The 15,799-nt window shown below is 59.2% G+C and carries 15 protein-coding genes and 2 pseudogenes; 5 read left to right on the top strand and 12 right to left on the bottom strand.

Annotation, left to right across the window (positions count from 1 at the left end; all coding sequences use genetic code 11):
• A pseudogene (locus GSQ92_RS06335) lies at positions 1-335 on the top strand (hypothetical protein); the annotation flags it as partial.
• Between the two features lie 1,549 nt (positions 336-1,884).
• On the opposite strand, the gene GSQ92_RS06340 reads toward GSQ92_RS06335, so the two are convergent.
• The 11 genes from GSQ92_RS06340 to GSQ92_RS29790 all read right to left on the bottom strand — a co-directional run bounded on the left by GSQ92_RS06340 (position 1,885) and on the right by GSQ92_RS29790 (position 13,782).
• Complete coding sequence (locus tag GSQ92_RS06340) at positions 1,885-2,079, bottom strand: hypothetical protein (RefSeq protein ID WP_159013157.1); 195 nt, start codon at positions 2,077-2,079, stop codon at positions 1,885-1,887.
• Positions 2,080-2,351: 272 nt separating this feature from the next.
• Positions 2,352-3,581 carry a glycosyltransferase family 4 protein gene (locus GSQ92_RS31495; protein ID WP_159013158.1) on the bottom strand — a complete coding sequence of 410 codons (1,230 nt, stop codon included), beginning with the start codon at positions 3,579-3,581 and terminating at the stop codon, positions 2,352-2,354.
• Positions 3,582-3,662: 81 nt separating this feature from the next.
• Entirely contained in the window at positions 3,663-4,649 is a 987-nt protein-coding gene (locus GSQ92_RS06350; protein WP_159013159.1) for a Gfo/Idh/MocA family protein, read from the bottom strand.
• Positions 4,646-5,647, bottom strand: coding sequence for a zinc-binding dehydrogenase (locus tag GSQ92_RS06355; protein WP_174247802.1), 1,002 nt, complete (start codon positions 5,645-5,647; stop codon positions 4,646-4,648). The genes GSQ92_RS06350 and GSQ92_RS06355 overlap by 4 nt, the downstream gene beginning before the upstream one ends.
• A gap of 4 nt (positions 5,648-5,651) precedes the next feature.
• A complete protein-coding gene (locus GSQ92_RS06360; protein WP_159013160.1) occupies positions 5,652-6,677 on the bottom strand; it encodes a UDP-glucuronic acid decarboxylase family protein in 1,026 nt (341 codons plus the stop codon).
• The gene (locus GSQ92_RS06365) at positions 6,674-7,771 is read right to left on the bottom strand and encodes a glycosyltransferase (RefSeq protein WP_159013161.1); all 1,098 of its coding nucleotides are present in this window, start codon (positions 7,769-7,771) and stop codon (positions 6,674-6,676) included. The genes GSQ92_RS06360 and GSQ92_RS06365 overlap by 4 nt, the downstream gene beginning before the upstream one ends.
• A 9-nt stretch (positions 7,772-7,780) precedes the next feature.
• Positions 7,781-8,875 carry a glycosyltransferase gene (locus GSQ92_RS06370; protein WP_159013162.1) on the bottom strand — a complete coding sequence of 365 codons (1,095 nt, stop codon included), beginning with the start codon at positions 8,873-8,875 and terminating at the stop codon, positions 7,781-7,783.
• Complete coding sequence (locus tag GSQ92_RS06375) at positions 8,875-9,984, bottom strand: glycosyltransferase (RefSeq protein WP_159013163.1); 1,110 nt, start codon at positions 9,982-9,984, stop codon at positions 8,875-8,877. The genes GSQ92_RS06370 and GSQ92_RS06375 overlap by 1 nt, the downstream gene beginning before the upstream one ends.
• A 49-nt stretch (positions 9,985-10,033) precedes the next feature.
• Complete coding sequence (locus GSQ92_RS06380) at positions 10,034-11,992, bottom strand: NAD-dependent epimerase/dehydratase family protein (RefSeq protein WP_254066572.1); 1,959 nt, start codon at positions 11,990-11,992, stop codon at positions 10,034-10,036.
• Between the two features lie 95 nt (positions 11,993-12,087).
• Complete coding sequence (locus GSQ92_RS06385; protein ID WP_159013165.1) at positions 12,088-13,185, bottom strand: NAD-dependent epimerase/dehydratase family protein; 1,098 nt, start codon at positions 13,183-13,185, stop codon at positions 12,088-12,090.
• Positions 13,186-13,419: 234 nt separating this feature from the next.
• Positions 13,420-13,782 (bottom strand): hypothetical protein, encoded by a 363-nt coding sequence (locus tag GSQ92_RS29790; protein WP_174247801.1) that lies wholly within the window; start codon positions 13,780-13,782, stop codon positions 13,420-13,422.
• On the opposite strand from GSQ92_RS29790, the gene GSQ92_RS30785 reads away from it, so the two are divergent.
• From GSQ92_RS30785 to GSQ92_RS30790, 4 genes and pseudogenes are all read left to right on the top strand, one after another.
• A complete protein-coding gene (locus GSQ92_RS30785; RefSeq protein ID WP_254066581.1) occupies positions 13,678-14,094 on the top strand; it encodes a transposase in 417 nt (138 codons plus the stop codon). The genes GSQ92_RS29790 and GSQ92_RS30785 overlap by 105 nt on opposite strands.
• Positions 14,034-14,447 (top strand): annotated as a pseudogene (locus GSQ92_RS06395) (IS5 family transposase); the annotation flags it as partial. The gene GSQ92_RS30785 and the pseudogene GSQ92_RS06395, both read left to right, overlap by 61 nt.
• Positions 14,448-14,452: 5 nt before the next feature.
• Positions 14,453-14,908, top strand: a complete 456-nt coding sequence (locus tag GSQ92_RS06400) for a hypothetical protein (protein WP_159013168.1) — start codon at positions 14,453-14,455, stop codon at positions 14,906-14,908.
• 40 nt (positions 14,909-14,948) lie between these two features.
• The gene (locus GSQ92_RS30790) at positions 14,949-15,506 is read left to right on the top strand and encodes a transposase (protein ID WP_216856754.1); all 558 of its coding nucleotides are present in this window, start codon (positions 14,949-14,951) and stop codon (positions 15,504-15,506) included.
• 21 nt (positions 15,507-15,527) lie between these two features.
• Here GSQ92_RS30790 and GSQ92_RS06410 read toward each other — a convergent pair whose 3' ends face one another.
• Complete coding sequence (locus GSQ92_RS06410; protein ID WP_371418539.1) at positions 15,528-15,791, bottom strand: DDE-type integrase/transposase/recombinase; 264 nt, start codon at positions 15,789-15,791, stop codon at positions 15,528-15,530.
• Between the last annotated feature and the right edge of the window lie 8 nt (positions 15,792-15,799).

Below are 15,799 nucleotides of genomic sequence, written 5' to 3' on the forward strand. Positions count from 1 at the left end.
TCGCCACCGCGAAGCTGACCCGATCGACCTCGGCGGCTGACATCAAGGCCGCCGTCAAGACGGTGGGCACAACCAATGTTGCGGATGGCCTCTGGATGAGCAAGGCGGGGATCCTCTACATCACGTCTCCGGAGGACAATTCCGTCAAACGTTGGGTCAACGAACGGGCTGAGATCGTCGTCACTGATAAGCGCTTACGGTGGCCCGACACGATGTCGGAGGGGCCCGACGGGACATTGTACGTGACGGCGTCCCATATCCAGGACACCTACTGGTTCAAGCAACGGGCGCCCGCATCGATCTCAACAGCGCTGTTCAAGTTCACTGCCCATTAATCCCATGCGCCGCATCGGCCCTGGCGATGAGACGGGCATCGAGCCTATCGTCCTGGCCAGCGCAGGTAGTCTCCCCGATCAGCCGTTTCGTTACTGATGACGCAAGCGGTGGCGCGCAATCCATGCCAGAACTGACTGCGAGGCCCAGTTACATTTCGTAGCGTTCTGTATCCTAAAGTCGAATTTCGGCGTTTTGAGACTTCGTGTAGTCTTGCTGCGTCCATAGGGGTTTATCCACTCCTAGGGGCAGAGACCTTTCAATCCCGTTGGTCGCAGTTGGTGGGAGCCCGACTCAGAAACCCAATCACAATGGAACACTGTAATGCAGACGTCATTCTGAGATGAATAGCTTCTCCCCCCTAGGGTGGCGGCTCAAGCTAGTGAAGCCGGATTGCACACTTGATGCAGAGCGACGCTTCCATGATCTAAAAAGCTTGCTCGGCGCCGCCATGATCCTTCGCAGGGAACGCCCGGATCTCCGCCTCATCATTACGGTCCCCGAGGAGGCTTCCGAGGAAGATCGCGGTCTCGTTGAGAAAATCGCCAATCGGGTTCCACCGCAGTCAGAGTAAGTTCATGACGGGCGGCCTCAGCGAAGCTGGAAAGGGGATCATAAAATGAAGAGAGAGGTCTGAGGATTAGCTGTAAAAGACCGAGCTTCTACTCCAACCTCCGCTCGCAGCCATGTTGGCCGTTACGGCCGCTGGTGCTTTCCGTATTCGCCTCGGTGATATTTCAAATGCCGCTTCGCCTTCCGCATCTACCGCCGCTTCTCACAGAAGTTAGATCACCTTAAGGGTGAGGCGAGATGGAGGGCGTGCTCTGTGGCAACAGCTGTAGAGTGGGCAGATGGACACATCCAAGCCATCAACCTGACGGCCTACCGGGCTTCCAGGACGGGCAAAGGCCGCGGCCATCGGCCAACTTTACCCGGCCGCATAGGAGATCCAGCGATCCAGCCGGCGGTTCTGCGCTCCTCGGCATAGCAGGGCGAAAGCCCTCACCGCCGTAGCAGTGGGGACGAGAGCGACGAGTTCCGTCTCCCTCGCCTGACCGGCGAATAACAAGTACGAGGCAGCGAATACGATCCAGAGGAGGATGCTCTTGTCATACTTCTCCATTTCGGCTTTTCGGCTCGACGGCAATGTGTTGTTAGGTCACTGGGCGGTCGCTGTGGCGAAGCGCCGACCCACCCCGATGATCCTCCCGTCAATATCCAGAGAAGGGGTTAACCTGCGGCTCACGAAATCGCGAGCTCCCACAGGGGTTGTCGTTGCCTGCTTCTGAAAGCAGCGCCTTGGCACTGATAGTGGGTTTCACGCGAACGGGTAAAATTGTTCCGCACTGGTCAGGAGGCAGAAGCGCCGCGTTGCTGGGGATCGTTGCGTGGTTGGAGGACCCGTCGGCTCAGCGGGCTTCTGCTGAATTCCTCCCAGGCCACCAATTGTTCCGCTCGTTGCTAAGGGCGAGAACTCGCCTTCATAGCCCTTGCTCTGGGGAAACGTAGACTATTCACGGCTCGCGGCTTAGCAAAATCCGAACTGCGGTCTCAAATCACAGTTGTTTCGAGCCGGTCAGCCTCCCGTCGAAGTCTTAGGACTATATCAGCACTCGCTTCGGCGCTTGGCCGCATTTGTTCGGCGCCCTCAAAGGCCATACTGTTGATCATGTCGATGATGAGCAAACCAACGCCGCCTGGAGCGCGTCCATTGATGTTCGCAGCGTCTTCGTCTCTATCTGCCATAAAAAGTTTCCCATGTCTCAAGGGCTTCGAGCCGAGCCGGTCATACAGTATCAAGTAATAGGGGGCTTTGACTCCAATGGCATCTTTTGACGCTCAGGGTCTTAGTGGCGTGTGCTGGGCTTACCTGATGTCCCGACATCTCGCACCGATGACGGGCAATTCTAGCATATTCCTGCTTCATCAAGAGCGTTAGGCCAGTTTCCGGCAAAGGCAACCGCGACTGGGCGTCTCGGAAGGGTCATGACCAACGAGCAGCGCCGGTGTATTAGCGGCTAATCTCGTGGCCGGTCACTTGGGTGCGCCGCCGCCCGGGAGCCACTTCGATTATCTCGTAATACTTGCCGTCCTGCCGAAGGCGGCCGCCTTTGGCTGCTAGATCCCGCAGGAGCGGTTAACGTCCCGCCGCTTAAGAGGACGGCGTGGAGATCCCGCATGGCTCGCGCGCATCCGTCGGTCGTGTAGTGGGATGCCTTTGCGTGTGCCTTCTCTCCTAGTCTCCGGCATTCCTCGGGCCTGGCGTGAAGTTCAGTTAGCGTTGTGGCCCAAGCGTCTTCGTCTCGCGGAGGCAGGAAGACGGCTGCATCGCCCCAAAGCTCCCGGAAGGTCGGAATATCGGAGAGTATCAGAGGCAACTTCGCCTGGGCGGCCTCCAGCGCTGTGAGGCCAAAAGGTTCGTAAAGGGCCGAAGAGGCGAAGATGCGAGCGGCATCCATGGCCTTGGCTATTCCGGCATCATTGAGGATGCCAAGGTGCTTGATGGTATTCAGGACAGCGCTACCGCCGCCAGGTGCGCAAAGCGCCCCAGCCGCGAGGAAGGGAACATGCCGTAGCCTTCCGGCAACGCGATCCAAGAAGCTGATGTTCTTGCCCTCGTCCCATAATCGTCCGATCGCGAGCACCCCGTTGCGCGATGACGAGGGGCGCCCGCTAGAATGCGCCTCCGGACCGGTGCGACCATTGTGAACCACGCGCATCTGCGTCATCGGCCCGTACACCTGCCGCACCAAATCTGCGAAGGCCTGGCTAGGCGCCACCACGGCGTCGGCCGCTCGCAAACCAGCCGCCACGGCGTTCGCGCGCCAAGCAAGCTCAGGGGGAAGAGCGCCTCCGCGCACGGCCTCCCACCAAGTGCCGACGCAGGAATGCATGACGGCGACGAGCGGTACGCTGAAAAGCGACTGTGATGCCAGCGCTGGCGTGTGGAGTTGTACAAGATCGACGACACATGAAGCCGCCAGCTCGGCGAGTTGGGCCGAGGACTGCGCGAGGGCTTTTGGCGAATCGGCTGTCCAGTCCAGGGCACACCCTGTGACATGTAATGTCACGCCGTGAAGTTGGTTTGCCGAGGCGCGCTGGTCCTCATTCGGGGCCGGTCCGAGTACCGCGAGTTCCACCCGGACTCCCCATCTCTCCAGGGCGCGAGCTAACTCAAGCGAATAGGACCACACCCCTCCGACCGCATCGGTGGTGAGTAGAATATGATTTGGGAATTTCAGTGTCACGCCCTCGTGTTCCAGCAGGCCGGGTCGCGTGTCCCCGTCGGATGGGGCCAGCTTCCCTCGGCCGGCAAACTTCGTCGCCTTTTAGCGCCCATAGATCTGATCTAAAACGCGGGCTACATCTACTATCTTCTCAACCCCGGCATCGTAACCTTCTCGTGCCGCCAGGCGTCTCGCCCAATCTACCGCGGCGCGGCCGCCCCAGGCATCTGGTGGTTCCGTCAGAGTTTCGCGCTTCGTACCGCGATAACGCTGGGCGACAAAATCATAGAATGACCCGTTCAAATTTCGCAGCGCGACTCCGCCTTCGGTACCGAAGAAGGTGGCGGAAATGATGGCCTCGCATCCGACCTGCAGGTTCCACGAGCAAGCCAGTCGCACCACAGCGCCGCTCTCGAGCGTGATTACCGCGGTCGCATAATCTTCTACCTGCGACGTGCTGTTGATCAGTGGCTTTCCTTGGCTAAAGAGCGTGCTCCTAACCTCGATCACACTGGGGAAGTCTAAAGCCCAAAGTACTAAGTCCACCAGATGAACACCCAGGTCCATCACGCAGCCGCCGCCCGACGAGGCCGGGTCGTAGAACCACGGCTTATCCGGCCCGTAAGCGTTGTGAAAAGCCAGATCAATCGCGAAAACCTGGCCAAGATTGCCGGCCTGAAGGGTCTCCTTGACGTGTCGCATCCCCTCCGTAAAGCGATAGGATAGATCAACGGCCAGCAGCCGATCGGCGACACAGGCGGCTTGCACTACGGTGCGCACTTCGGTCTCTGTGCGGCCTAACGGCTTTTGACAGAATACCGCGACGCCACACTGCAGAGCTTGAATTGACTGCGCAGCATGCATCGCGCTGGGCGTTGCGATGACCACCCCGTCTAGCCCCGCGGTCAGCAACGCCTCTAGAGAGCCAAATGGCACAGCTTCCGGTGCAAGCTTCGCCCCTTCCACCATCATCTCAAGCGATGGATCGGCAATGGCTGCTGCCTCTACCGTACCGCTCTCAAGGATCGCTTTCATGCGATGACGGCCGATCCAACCCAGACCCAAGAAGCCAATCCGTGGTCTTGTCATACAAAGCTCACTACGGCCTTGAGAAAGCCGTCTGGCCGGTCTCGGGCCATATCAAGCGCCTCGCTCAACCTGTCGAATGGAAAGACATGGGTGCAGAGCGCCGACAGGGCGAGTTGCCCCGCCTCGACAGATTTTATCGCCTTCTTGATGCCGGATATGTAGATGGCGGGGTCGCGCTCGTGAGCATTGATGACGTCGAAGCCGCGCCAGTTCCACAGTTGCATATTGACCTGACGAGGTCCGTCCTGATGATAACCGGCAATAATTAGCCGACCACGCTCACCCGTGAGTTCACCCGCAAGGTCTAATGGCCATTGGCTGCCGGCACATTCTATCACGCGCTCGCAGAACCGACCGCTCGTAAGTGCTTTCACGTCCCCGATGATGGTGTGATGGTCTTGCATGAGAAGGGTCTCGACGGCGCCCATTGTTCTTGCAACGGAAAGTGAGTAGGGGCGGCGGGAAATGGCGATAACCCGCGCTCCGGCATCCTTGGCTAGCCGAGTAAGAATGGCCCCCAGAAAGCCGATCCCGATGATGGCGACGAATTGGTCTGCCTGAATATCGCAACGATCAATGATATTCATCGCACATCCAAGTGGCTCGCCCGGAAATGGTCGTCCTGCCAATCCCTCGGGCAGCGGAACTATGGATGCGCTCTCCGCCAGGTCATATTCGGCGAAACTGTTGTACGAGAGTGCCGCAACGCGATCGCCCACCGAGAAGTCAGTGACGTCGGAGCCCAAGATATCCACGATGCCCCAGCCTTCATGGCCGAGAGCACCGGGGGCAGTCGGAAACTGCATCCAATCAGGTCCTGACCAAGGAATTACATTCGATGCACACACCCCGCAACCCTGCAGTCGCAATCGCACTTGTGTCGGACCGGGCATGGGCCGGGAAACCGTGTCGATCCGGATGCGTCCCGCGCCCGTGATAATGGCGGCCCGCATTGACGCGACCTTACCTTGCTTCGCCCTTTGCATGCTGAGGTCCATGGGCTTAGCGCTCAATCTTTATCGGCTGGTTGGCGCCGGAAAACGAAGGCCCACGCACGATAGGCGGCGCGGTTCGCTCGCGGTTTTTGCGGAACCAAGAGATCGTGCGCATCAGGCCATCCGGCAGGTCGACCTTTGGCTGCCATGCCAGCAGCTTTGTAGCAACAGTGATATCCGGACGGCGACGACAAGGATCGTCAACGGGTAGCGGGCAGAAAATAATAGGCGCATCCGTTCCAACCAAACGTTGCACGAGTTCTGCCACCTCGGCGATCGATATCTCCTGCGGATTGCCAACGTTGACCGGGTGCTCCAGCGCCTCCTCGTAAGAGGCCAATCTCAGTAGACCTTCGACGAGATCATCCACATAGCAGAAGGAGCGCGTCTGGCGCCCGTCGCCATAGATCGTGATCGGTTCATCCGCGAGTGCCTGAGATACCATATTAGAGATCACACGACCGTCGCAGGCGCGTAGCCGAGGCCCATAGGTGTTGAAGATGCGGCTGACGCGCACATCGGCTAGCCCATGCCGGAGGTAGTCGAAACACAAGGTCTCCGCGGCGCGCTTACCTTCATCGTAACACGCGCGGGGACCGATCGGATTTACGTTGCCAAAATAGTGCTCCGGCTGAGGATGCAGAGTTGGATTGCCATAGACCTCACTGGTTGACGCCTGCAGCAGGCGCGCCCCTGTTTCTGCCGCGAAGACCAGGAGATTGTTCGTCCCCACCACGCTGGTCATCATCGTGTGGATCGGATCGAGTTGGTACAGCGGCGGCGACGCCGCGCAGGCCATGTTGAAGACGAGATCAGCTCTCAGCCCGGCCGGCAGAGGCTGGATGATGTCGTGTTCAATAAAGCTGAAGCGGGGTTCGCGCAGTAGCTCACCCAGATTGTCCAGGGTGCTGGTCAAGAGGCTATCCATGCAGACGACACGAAGGCCGTCCGCGACAAGCCGCTCGCAAAGATGCGAGCCCACGAATCCAGCGCCGCCGGCGACAAGTGCCGTGCGGAAGGAACGGTCCGTCATGCGGGGACTTCCATCGGTCGCGAAGTTGATGTGGTCGCTTTTGATCTGAGAGTGCTCGCGATAGCCGCCTCGAACTCGGCCGCCCGATGTGCTGCCGTATGCGCCTCAAGGCAGCGGACACGGCCAGCCTGGGCAATAGCGAGCCGTGCGGGATCGGGCATGGCAATGGCACTAAGCACCGTGTCCGCATCGTCTGCCGGCAAAATATCGTTGCCGATCGCGAAGATCGTCTCCAGCCCGGGCCACAGATCGGTGATTACCGGCACGCCGCAAGCGGTCGCCTCAAAGAGACGAACGCTCGGGCTGTAACCGGCTAGGATCATATCCTGGCGCGTTACGTTCAATGTCCAGCGCTGCGCGCAGTAGAAGGCAGGGTGCTCGGCGGGCGGTAAGTGCGTAATCCGTTCCACGTTGGCGGGCCAACGAATGTTGGCGGGATATTGCGAACCAGCCACCACAAACCTACGCTCAGGTGCCTGGCGCGCCGGCTCGAGCAGAAGCCTGTCGAGAGTCGGCTGGCGGTCGGGGCTATAGGTGCCAAGATAGCCGAGGTCCCAGCGGAAACCTGTCTCCGATGGATGATAGCGTGCCTCGTCCACACTACAGTAGAGCGCTACCGCGCGTCGAGCGCCAAGCTCGCTTTCGAGACGACGCAGAGTCGGACCTCCTGTGAAGGAGAAATAGATGTCGAAAAACGGAACGACAGAGGGCGACAGATACTGGTGGTCGCCCTCGATAAGCTTACGAATAGTGACCGGCGTGTCGATGTCGTAGAAACAGACGATGCCCCCGCTCCATGCCGATATCAGGCGTGCCATCGCCGCACCTTCCGCGACATAGGAGCCGAGGACCACGACATCCGCAGCGGCGATCTCTTCTCTCAACCGAGTTAGGTCATCGAGGTCGCGATAGAGCACCAACCGGCAGAAGTCAGGCGAGGGTAAATCGCGGTTTGCGGCATACCAAGGCTGATCGCGCTCAAGAAAAAGAATGTCGTGCCGCTGACCAAGCGCAGCTAACAGCGCACGAAAGGTAGTAGCGTGTCCGTTGCCCCAGGAGGAGCTAAGGCTAAGACCAATGACGACGATTCGCATGGCGGCCCTTTACGCCACAGCCGCGGTGCGGCGTGCGGAAAGCGTCTCGCGCAATAGCTTATCCACCAACACGGCTCGACGAGCGTAGGTGTGCTCGGCTAGGATACGGGACTGGGCGCGGAGGCCTATCTCGGCGGCTCGACTGGGGGCGAGCGCGCCGATGTGCTGTGCAACATCCTGTGCATCTCGCGCCACCAAGATCTCCTCGTCCTGCTTCAGGAACATCTCGATACCCTCCCAAGCGTCGGTGATAATGCATGCGCCAGCGCCAGCGGCTTCAAAAACCCGCGTGGCGGGCGAGAAGCCGACCGCAGCCATGCTGTCTCGCGCGATGTTGAGCACGGCCAGAGCCGAGGAATTGAGAGCGTTGTGCTGGGATGTGCCGACATGTCCGAGCAACCGCACGTTGGTGGGTATAGGCTTATCGTGCCAGCCCGAACCCGCCAGCAGGAACGAACGTTTCGGCAGGGTTGCAGCAGGACCGAGAAAAAACTGGTCGACGCGCGTCTCTCGGTCCGGGAGACGATTCCCGAGGAAGACCAAGTCTGCGGCGAGTCCGACTTGGCGTGGCACAGGGTAATGTGTGGCTGGATCGAGCGCGTTGTAGATTGGCACGCATCTTGCGGCGCCCAGCGCGCGATACGCGGCCACAACCGGCTTTCCGCCACCATAGGTCAGCACTAAGTCGAGCTGCCCCAGAACGCGCCGCAGAGGATGGTTTGGCTGAGGCGTAATCTCACTGAGAGTCGCCGGAGCATCGACATCCCAGAAAATACGGATTGCCGAGGGGCGAGCGGCCGCCATGACGCCTTCGAGTAGTTCATCGTCGTAAACGCCCACGCCGCTAGCTTTGACGACCACGTCGGCCAAGGATGCTTGTTCCACTACGTCGTGGACCCCGGATTCGCTGGCCGGATAGACCTGCACCCTCGCCCAATCGGGCATTTCAATATCTCGATGAGACTGCCGATCGAAGGCGTCGGACTCGAAGAACGTGATGTGGTAGCCCAACGCTGCAAGTGCCGACAGCAAGCCGCGATAATAGGTTGCTGCACCGTTCCAATAGGAGGACAGCAGGCTTGATCCATAGAAGGCAATTCGCATCAAACGGCCTCCTCCGGGTCAGCGTCCCGCAGTTGAGCGATGATCGTCAGCAACTGCTGCGCTCGGAGGTTGCAGCTATGGCGGGTTCGAATCGTCTCAAGACCATGCGCCGCTAGACTGTCCCGCAGAGCGGCGTCGTGCATAACAGCCCTCAAGTGGGCTTCCATCTGGCTCGGAGTGTCAGCGAGGAGAAAATCCGCACCAGGTGAAAACAGGGTCTCTACATCGCGCCAGGGAGCCGAAACCAGCGGAATGCCGCAGGCCAAAGCTTCGAACACTCGAATGGTCGGGATTCCGGGGAGATGCGTAACGTAGAACCGACGGGGCACATGCAGTGTAAGCACATGTCGCGCAAAGACGGCCGGCGCGTCGGCGTTTGCGATCCAGCCATGGTACCGCGCGCCACATGCGTCTAGCGCCTCGATCGCGGCAGCCGGATAGCGAACGCCGTAAACGTCGAGTGGCAGTCCAAGGCGGCTGACGGGGTCGAGCGCGTAATTTTGCAACTCCTGACTTCGTTCGCCGTCCCCCCAATTTCCAATCCATACCGCGCCTTTGCGTGTGGTCTCAGTGTTTGGTGGATGGAATAGGGTCGTATCTGCCCCCTCGTGCCAGGTAAAAACCCGGTCGCCCCAGCCCTGAACCCTATAAGCGGCACTGAGTGTTTCGCCGAAGGCCAGGACGCCGTCGTAACCTGACAGGTCGAAATGGGCCATCGCATCAGGTTCGCTGACCATGCGATGATGGGTGTCGTGAAAGAGCAGACAGAACTGCCCGACCCCTCTTCGCCAAGCGCCTATTGCTGCCACGAGATCCAGCTCATTCCACTCGTGGACAATCACTACGTCCGCACCCTCGAGCATCGCCCCGAGATCGTTATCTAGAAAGTGGCTTCGAGCGGCAAGATCGGGGAAGCTTGTGGCGAAGGAACTGGCCGCCGCTACGTCGTTTTCCTGCATCAAATTGGCTCGACTCCAACTTTCCGCGGGCTCGAAGACCGTGACGTCATGGCCCAAGGTGACGAGCGCTCGCGTGACACCACGCAGGAAATGGGCATTGCCATGATTCCAGCAGGATTGCAGTGAATGTGTGAAATATACGATCTGCACTACGGCGTGACCGCATGAGACTGTTTCGTCGTCGCCGCGAAGACGGCGATCATCCCGCGATCGACTCGATCGTAAGCATCCCGTCATGATGCGAGCTGGACGGCAGGGAGACGCCGTAACGGTTGGCGATCTCATGCAGCAATTGCGCTGTACCCTGGCGCCATGGCGTGGGGTCCGAAAGCCTCAGGACCTGTCGCGCGACCCGTGCATCCGCGACGAAGTAGCGCTGGTCGTGTTGCCGCCAGTCGTCGAAACGGATGCCGATGCGACGACCCAGCAGAACTTCCAAATGCTCAATGAGCTGAAGAAGGCTCACAGCGTTGGATGTGCCTCCGCCGAGATTGAATGCTCGGCCGCTTACGCTGCCGATCCGTTTCCAGGCACTAACATAGGCGGCGACCGCATCCGGCGCGAAGAGGATGTCCCGGACCTGGTGTCCGTCACCGAACAAGGTAATGGGCTTCCCTTGGACGGCCAGCAGCATGAAATGAGCGACCCAGCCTTGGTCCTCTGTTCCCAACTGACGGGGCCCGTAGATGCAGCTCATTCGGAATATGCACGCCGGCACGCCGAAGCTATGGGCGTAGTCCAATACATACTGATCCGCTGCACCTTTAGAACAGCCATAAGGAGTGGCGAAAGACAGTGGAAACGCCTCACTGAGACCGTGCTCGCGCAACCCGGCGTGGCGTGGCATCCATGCGCCATCCTCCAACGTCAGCGCGACCTGTTCCAGGTTGCCGTAAACTTTGTTAGTACTGGCAAATATAATGGGAACGCCGCCGCCACGGCGCCGTAGAGCCTCGAGAATGTAGAAGGTGCCCGTAACATTGATCGAATGATCGTCTTCGGGGTCGTCGAGGCTCGTCGTCACCGCAACCTGAGCGGCGAGGTGGAAAACGCCAGCAGCGTCGCCTACAGACTCGGTCACCGCAGAACGGTCGCGGATGTCAGCCAGCGCAAAGGAAATCTGCTTCGGATAGAGACGCCGAAGCCATTCCACATTTTGTTCGACGCCCATCCGAGCTAAGGAATCGAGCAACAAAACCTGCTCGCCTTCCGCCGCCAGCCGGCTCGCCAGGTTGGCGCCAATGAACCCGGCGCCCCCTGTGATAAGCAGCGGCTTAGTGTGGACATAAGCTGGCGCGGGAAGCGCCGCTTCACTCGCGATCAGCCGAACCGCCTCCACACCCCCCTCGCGCAACAGCCGCCCAAGCAACTTTGGCTGACCGTTGCTGCGGTCTACGCCGAAATGATAGTGACGTTCGTCGAAATGCGAGCCTTCCTGAACTGCAACAGCCTCCGGGATGTCGCGGAGGCCGTACCAATAGATCTGATCGACAGGCGCATCGAAGGCCCGCAAAAACGCGCGCAGCTGACAGGAAGAATCGTACCGCCACGTCGAGTACCCGGTTTCCGTCACCCAGATCTCGAGCTCAGCGTTAAACGGGGTCACGACCTCGCGCACCTGTGCAATCAGATTCGCCCAGCCGGGCCAAAGACCGGCATATTCGGACTCCCAAGTACCCGGGAAGCCGTGGATGCCGACGGCATTAACCACCTGGAGCAGCCCGCGCTCGCCCATGAGCTTCAACCAATTAAGGTCTGTGGGTGAGCTAGCCGGCAACACAACACGCTTGCCCCGCTGTTGTGCCCAATAAGCTGCAGCGCCGAGCATTGTGCAGAACTGACGCCAATCCGGATCTAACCTCCAGTTCCAGTCGAGGAGATTGTTAGGCTCGTTCCAGAGTTCGAGGGTAGAGAAGGTCTTCCCATAGCGGGTAATGATGACGTCGACAAAATCAGCCAGGGCCTTGAGATCGAGCGGTGGACTGGACGTCCGGCCATCCGCCGTCAAGTCAGGCGGGGAGTAATGGATGCACGGCAAAAGATCGAAACGACTGCCCAGCATCGGCAATAACCAATCATACCAAGCAGCGCCGTTGACCGTACGAAAATCCGCCCAAGAGATATGCGTACGAAGACGCCGCGCACCAATTTCCTCCAAGGCATCTGCCGCCGCCGCTGCATGCCCGTAGTCACCCAGCCGGAACCACTCGACAAAGCCGAGCGATCGTGGTGAGGCGGGCGGCGATCGGGTCATCAAACGACCAAACCCCGTGCGACCAGTTCATTCTTCGCGACTATAACGCGGTCTGTGGCGGTCTGACCTGCCAGCCATTCTGCAAGTTCCGGCACACCATCGGCCAAAGTGCGGCGTGGTTCGAAGCCGAGTATCTCCCGGCTATGGCTGAGATCGGCGAAGCAATGGCGGATGTCGCCTAGCCGCGCTTTGCCGATGATCTCGGGTTGGATGTCGGGCCTTCCCATTGAGTCGGCCAAGAGCCGAGCCACTTGCTCGACGGAACTGCGAACACCGCTGCCGACATTGAATACCCCTCCCGCCGCACCGGGAACCTCCAGCGCCAGCACGAAGGCACGCGCAATGTCATCGACGTGCACGAAATCCCGCTGTTGCTGCCCATCCTCAAAGATCATCGGTGCCTCGCCATTAAGTATGCGTGCCGCAAAGATCGCCAATACCCCCGTATAGGGATTGGATAACGCCTGGCCCGCGCCGAAGACGTTGAACATCCTCAACGCCACGGCCTCCATACCGTAGGCAGGTGCGACGTTTAGACAGAGGCGTTCCTGCGTATACTTTGTGATCGCATAGACGGAAGAGAGGGAAGGTCGCTTCCATTCAGGGGTCGGCAAAGGGGTCAATGGCACGCCGACTGTATCGCGCGGGCTCCACCCGTCCGTTGGCCGTCGTGTGATTTCCTCAACTAGTCGCCCATGGCTGTCACGATAAAGGCCTTCGCCATAGATGCTCATTGACGAGGCGACCACGATCCGTTGCACGGGGTGCGCTAGAAGAGCCTTAAGAAGGATTGCGGTGCCGAGATCGTTCACGCTCACGTAGCGGTCGATCTCGTACATGCTTTGGCCCACCCCGACCTCGGCGGCGAGATGAACAACTTTATCTACGCCGCGTACAGCGCGCGATACGACCTCTTCGTCACGGATGTCACCGTTTATGACTTCAACCGAATTGAGCACTGGATCAGGAACTGCCGCGCCACCGTGAACCTGCTCGATAAAGCAATCGAGAATACGAACCTCATAACCCTCGGCCAATAGCGCGCGGTTGAGGTGGCGGCCGATGAACCCGGCGCCTCCGGTTACTAGTATTCTCATGTTAGAAAATCCTCAGAGTAACACGCAACTAGTCAAAAGACCGGCGTGGCCACATCGTCACTACGTTCGGATGATTAACTTACAATCTGTAAATCTGAAAGAAGAAGATGCTTCATCGGGGTTCACAGGGCAGTGATAGCTGGCGGACCTTGGACGAGATGGGAAGCCGGGCCGGCTTGAGAAGCGTGTCTTCAACCCCGATAACTTGTTCAAGAGAATCACGGCAATGTTATATCATGGTCCTTGTTGAGCGACGACGTTGCCGTCGGCATTCCCAGGCATCTGAATGTCGGTGATGAGCATACTAAAAGGTGTTGAGGTAGAGATTTGTTTGACCGCCTGATCACCGTCCTCCGCTTCAACCACCGCAAACCCGTCATCACTAGGCCGTGTGGACGGAATCCCTGACATGCGTTTCTGACGGATTCCCGAATCGGGTTTTGTTCGAATCACTGCGTGACCGGTATCGGGGAGCCGGACATGCTGACGGGAATGACGGAGCGCGATTGGTCGATCGTGCTGGAAGTGTTTGATGCGGCGCAATCGAGCCGGGGAGAGCCAGGGCATGATGACCGTAAATTCCTGGAAGCCATCCACTACTTCACAGTACACAGCATAACGTGGCGAGCATTGCCCAGCGAATATGGCAACTGGAACAGCGTATGGAAGCGGTTCTGGCGCCTCAGCCGGTCGGGTGTATTCGAGGCATTCTTCCAGATGCTGGCAGAATGCAGCCAGACGGCTCACCTGATCCAGTTCTTCGACAGCACAACAGCACGCGCCCATGTCTCGGCCGCCGGCGCAAAAGGGGGCAGCAGCGCCAGGCGTTCGGCCGCTCGCGTGGCGGCTTCTCGACCAAAATCCACCTCAAGACCGATCTCGACGGCAACCCGCTCGACTTCCATCTGACCGGCGGCCACGCCGGCGACAGCACAGAGTTCGAGACCTCGCTCGACATCGGTCCCGACATCCGCCCGCGTATCGCGATGACGGATAAGGGATATGACAGCCAGACCAACCGGGCGGCGGCACTTGCGCGCGGCATCACACCGGTTATCCCGCGCCGCGAAAACTCCAAGCAGAGAGGACGCTTTTTTCCGAAGCGCCTCTATAGGCTCCGGGCGCGCATCGAACAGACAATTGGCAAGCTCAAGAGGTTCAAACGCGTCGCCATGCGCTGCGAGAAGACCGACATCAGCTACTCAGCCATCATCAGTTTCGCGTGCGCACTGATGCTGGTTAAATCCGTCCACACGGCCTAGGAAACTTGCCCACCGCACCGCAGCTTATGGAGCTTGCGCAAGACATTAGTGTGGCGGGCGATTGGCCTAGCGCGCGCAGTTATGTGGTGCGCGCTCTCAACGTGAAAGACGATCCGGAGCGATATGAAACACTAAGATTGGCGGGCAGAGTGTTGATATTTAGCCCATATCCGAAAGACAAGGCGTTCGCCATAAAGTCTTTTAGCGATTCCTATCACTCGCTCGATGGGAGAAACGAAATCGGAGTAGGGAACGAGCGAGCAACGATACTTCATGACTGGATTCCAGCGACGATTGTGGTGGCGGACTGCGCGGATACGCAGCTTCTGATTGGTAAGTTCGCGGCTATCACGAATGACCCTACTCAAAACCCGAGCATCATGAGGCCAATGAAAACTGACGAGCTCAATTTACTTGCACGCTTCAAAGGATGCAGCCTCAATACTACCGCCATACAATAGATCCATTGTGACCCGAGGCCCCGGGGCCAACACAAGCGCGGTGAAGATCCGCTCTTCGGCGTTCATCCGAGATCGGCTGGCCATGAGAAGGCGGGCTAGGCGGTGTGGAGATTCACAAAGCGTGGCGAATTTGATTCACGCTTTGGATGAATCGTTATGTGCTGACGACGCCCAGTGGGCGAAGATGGAGCCCCATTGTCTCGGCAAGCCGACAGACCCCGGACGTAGCGGGAGGGACAATCGGCGGTTCGAAGCGGTGTTGTGGATCGCCCGAACTGGCAGTCCGTGGCGTGATCTGCCGGCGATGTGCGGCAACTGGAGCACGGCCTTCCGGCGCTACAGCGACTGGCGCAAGGCCGATGTTTTCGTTCGGCTTTTCAAGGCGTGTTCGGATGAGCCAGATATGGAATACGCAATGATCGATGCGACGATCGTGAAGGTCCACCATCACGGTCAGGGCGCAAAAGCGACTGTCTTGCCTGGCAAGCGTCGTTTCGAGTTTTCACGATCTGACATGGACCGCGTCGCCTTCGTTGGCTTCGGCCTTGCCTCGCTGCGGGCTTGTCACGTTAACTGGTGGGGGTTGAGCAACATCTGAGCCGTTGGGCAGCGGGAGCGGTCATCCGGCGGTTCGGGCGCACGTCACCTGTGTCCAACTCTTCAAGGCTCTCTCACGCATGGCACGATACCGGCTGGCAGTCATGCGATGGCGCCGCGGGCGGAAGTGCCCAGAGATGAAAGCATGAGCGGATAGGAAGCGCTGGGCCTGGCGCATCGACTTGAATCGCTGCATTTGCCGCTCTCGCTGCCGGTTCGGCCGGTGCGAGTTCTCTGCCCGGTTGTTAAGGTAGCGGCTCTCTCGATGCTCGACGTCCGGCAGCACTTCGCGTT

The organism is Acidisoma sp. S159, from assembly GCF_009766125.1.
Lineage (GTDB): Bacteria > Pseudomonadota > Alphaproteobacteria > Acetobacterales > Acetobacteraceae > Acidisoma.